At 73.1% G+C, this 3,650-nt stretch carries 4 protein-coding genes and 1 pseudogene; all 5 read left to right on the top strand.

Going from position 1 to position 3,650, the window contains the following annotated elements; all coding sequences use genetic code 11:
• The coding region (locus E3O67_RS09640; RefSeq protein WP_241982099.1) for a FliH/SctL family protein at window positions 1-446 on the top strand (446 nt) is incomplete at its 5' end.
• A 2-nt stretch (window positions 447-448) separates the two neighbouring features.
• On the top strand, window positions 449-1,798 hold the full coding sequence (locus tag E3O67_RS09635) for a FliI/YscN family ATPase (RefSeq protein WP_241979360.1): 1,350 nt from the start codon (window positions 449-451) through the stop codon (window positions 1,796-1,798).
• Window positions 1,798-2,238: a flagellar export protein FliJ gene (locus tag E3O67_RS09630; RefSeq protein ID WP_134432417.1), complete on the top strand. Its 441-nt coding sequence runs from the start codon at window positions 1,798-1,800 to the stop codon at window positions 2,236-2,238. Before E3O67_RS09635 ends, E3O67_RS09630 begins: the two co-directional genes overlap by 1 nt.
• Window positions 2,235-2,915, top strand: coding sequence for a C40 family peptidase (locus E3O67_RS09625; protein WP_135102559.1), 681 nt, complete (start codon window positions 2,235-2,237; stop codon window positions 2,913-2,915). Before E3O67_RS09630 ends, E3O67_RS09625 begins: the two co-directional genes overlap by 4 nt.
• Window positions 2,912-3,650: pseudogene (locus E3O67_RS09620) on the top strand (hypothetical protein); the annotation flags it as partial. The gene E3O67_RS09625 and the pseudogene E3O67_RS09620, both read left to right, overlap by 4 nt.

Raw genomic sequence — 3,650 nt, 5'->3', positions numbered from 1 at the left:
GGCACGGCCAGGCGCGGGTCGACCGGGCGGTCGCCCTGCTCGCCGCGGCCGCGGCCGCGCTGCACGCCCGCACCGTGCCGGTGGTCCAGGACGCCGAGGACACCCTCGTCACGACCGCGCTGGAGCTGGCCGAAGCGATCCTCTGCCACTCGCTCGGCGACGCCGACGCTTCGGCGCGGGCCGCCCTGGGCCGCGCCCTCGCCTCCGGCGAGAGCATCGGCACCGGCGCCCTCGGCACCGTTCGCCCGCACTCCGTGCGGATGAACCCCGACGACCTCGCACTGATCGACCTGGTCACCCGAGAGGATGCCGGCGTCGACTTCACGGCCGACTCCGGCCTGGCCCGCGGCGACGCGATCGCCGAGTTCCCCGACGGATTCCTCGACGCGCGGATCGGCACCGCCTTGGCCCGTGCGAAGGCCGCGCTCACCGGAGCCGGGTCGTGACCGTGGCGCAGGCGCAGGCGCAGGCCTGGCGTCCGCGGGCGGAGAGGATCCGCTCCGCGCTCGACGCGGCCCGGCCCCAGCGGGTGGGCGTCGTCTCGTCGATCGTCGGACTCGGCCTGGAAGTGCGCGGTCTCAATTCCGCGATCGGCGATCTCGTCACGGTCGGCGATGGCGGGGAGATCGACGCCGAGATCGACGCCGAGGTCGTCGCCACGACGCAGGGCGGCATCCGTTGCATGCCCCTGGGCCGGATGACCGGCATCCGTATCGGAACGCCGGTGCGGTCCGGCGGCACCCCCCACCTCGTGCCCACCGGGACCGGCCTGTTCGGTCGCGTCATCGACGGCCTCGGCCGTCCCATCGACGGCAAGGGCCCTCTCGATGTGGCCCGGTTCGTCGGCCTCGACCACGACAGCCCCTCCGCCATGGCCCGCTCCCGCATCCAGACCCCGCTCCAGCTCGGCGTGCGCGTGCTCGACACCCTCACCACCGTTGGCAAGGGGCAGCGGATGGGCCTGTTCGCCGGCTCCGGCGTCGGCAAGTCCTCGCTGCTCTCCATGATCGCTCGCGGCACCGACGCCGAGGTCTCGGTCATCGCGCTGGTGGGGGAGCGCGGCCGCGAGGTCCGCGAATTCCTCGAGGACGACCTCGGCGCCGAGGGGCTCGCCCGCTCGATCGTGGTCGTGTCGACCTCCGACGAGCCGGCCATGATGCGCCTGCGCGCCGCCTTCCTGGCCACCCGGATAGCCGAGTCGTTCCGCGACGACGGCGCCGACGTGATGCTGATGATGGATTCACTCACCCGGGTGGCGATGGCCCAACGCGAGATCGGACTCTCGGTCGGCGAACCGCCGGCCACCCGTGGCTATCCGCCGTCGACCTTCTCCCTGCTCGCCCGCCTGCTCGAGCGCGCCGGCACCGACGAAACCGGTTCGATCACGGGCGTCTACACGGTGCTCGTCGACGGCGACGACCACAACGAGCCCATTGCGGATGCCGCCCGCTCGATCCTCGACGGACACGTCGTACTCGACCGCAAACTGGCTGTTCTCGGTCATTTCCCCTCTGTCGACGCGCTGTCCTCGATCTCCCGCGTCGCCTCCCGGGTCAACAGCCCGGAGCAGAACCGGCTTGCCGGTCTGCTGCGTCGGGTGCTCGCCGCCCGTCGTAACGCGCAGGACCTGCTCGACGTCGGAGCCTACCGGCGGGGCACGAACCCGCTGGTCGACGCCGCCGTCGACAACGAGGGCGCCATCAACGCGTTCCTGCAGCAGCGCATGGACGACCAGACCTCGGCCCCGCTCGCCTGGGGCCACCTCACCACACTGACTCGAACGCTGGGGGCGCTCTGATGAAACGCACATTCGCTCTCGCCGGCCTCCTCCGGCTTCGTCATCTGCAGCAGGACCAGGCGGCCGGCGACCTGGCTCAGGCCAACGCCACCGCCCAGGCCAATACGGCGCGCCGCGCCGCGGCCAGGTCGACTCTGGACCGCACGCCGACCCTGGCCAGCGGGGCCGACACGCTCGCCGCGATCGCCTTCGCCCGCGCGTCGGCGCACAGCATGCTGGCCGACATGGAGGCCCTCGGCCGCAACTACCAGGTCGCCGTCGGCGAGGCTCAAGTCGCCTTCGACACGACCCGCGCCGATTCGGTGCGGTTGGAGAAGCTCGAGGGTCGCCACGGAGCCCTGGTGACGGCCGACGACCTGCACCGTGAACAGACCATCCTCGACGAGATCGCGTCAACCGGCTGGCACCGCAACCGGGGCGCGGACGGTGACCCGCGATGACCATGATCGCGGCGATGGGCCGGGTCAGCGAGATCCAGGCGACACTCGTGCAGCTTTCAGCAGGGGCGAACGCCCAGAAGTCGCAGGCCGCCGCCGGCCGCGTCGCCGGCACGGGCGCGAGCACCTCGGCGAACACCTTCGCCGACGCCCTGGCGTCCGTGTCGGCAGCCGCCGCGGTCGGCCCGGCCGCACCGAACCTTGGCGGGGCCACCGGCGCCGACGTGGTCGACGCCGCGAAGAAGTACCTGGGTGTGCCCTACGTCTTCGGCGGTGAAGACGGCAGCGGGATGGACTGCTCGGGCCTGGTGCAGACCGTGTATGCCGAAATGGGCATAGACGTGCCGCGCCTGGTATCGGGTCAGATGAAGATCGGCACCGAGGTCGAATCCCTTGCCGAGGCGAGGCCCGGTGACCTGATCGTCACCGGTGGCGGCGACCACATCCTGATCTACGCCGGTGACAACAAGGTCATCCACGCACCCTATGAGGGCCGCACGGTCTGCCTGGTCGAGGCCTACATGGACGACTCCGAGATCACCACCATCCGCCGGGTGATTCCGGATGCCCCGGCCGCCGCCGCGAGTCCGGGCGCCGCGGCCACGCCGACCGCTTCGTCGGCCGCCGGCAGCCAGCTCAGTGCCGCACTGGCCTCCTTCATGAACGGAACTTCCCGATGAACGCCGCCTCCGTCCGGCTCACGCCGGCGCACCACGCCACCGCACAGACGCCGGCATCCTCCTCTTCCGCGGGCGGTCCACTGGGGGCCCGCCCGAGCTCCGGCTCCGGCGCGGGTACCGGCTCGTTCGCGTCCGTGTTGCAGGGCACCCTCGCCGGCCCGCGCGCCTCCGCGCCCGGTCCCGCGCCGACCTCGGACCGGAGTTCCAGGACCACCTCGGAGCGCACCCCCGAACCGGGCCCCGCACCGACCTCCGACCTGATGACGGACACCCCGACCGGTGCGGCGCCGGCCCCGGCGCACCAGCAGCCGAGCGCTGTCTTGCCGCCCGCCGGGTTCAGCCTCACGCCACTGTCGACCGGTGCCGAAGCCACCGGCCCTGACACCGGTGCCCCCGCGGAGGGCGCCGCCCTCACCGCCTCCGCCGCGACCGCGACCACTACCCCGACCCCGACCGCGACCCCGACCGCGACCGCGCCAGCGACCCCGACCCCGACCGCTACGGCCACCGATACCGCCGCGGCCACCGGCAGCACCACGGGATCCGGCAGCACCACGGGATCCGGCTCAGGCTCCACCGACACGTCCACCGACACGTCCACCGGCGCCTCCGACACCCGCCCGGCAGCGCCCGCCGCATCCGGACCCGCGCTGCCGGCCGGAACTCCCGCCACCGCCGTGCCCGCGCCTCCCACCGCAGCCGACGCGTTGCCCGCCGCCGGTGCGGCATCCGCGG

It is taken from the genome of Cryobacterium sp. TMT3-29-2 (genome assembly GCF_004564305.1).
In the GTDB taxonomy this organism is placed as follows: Bacteria; Actinomycetota; Actinomycetes; order Actinomycetales; family Microbacteriaceae; genus Cryobacterium; species Cryobacterium sinapicolor.
Note: the sequence above shows the minus strand (reverse complement) of the source record. Positions and strands in the feature narration are given on the sequence as shown.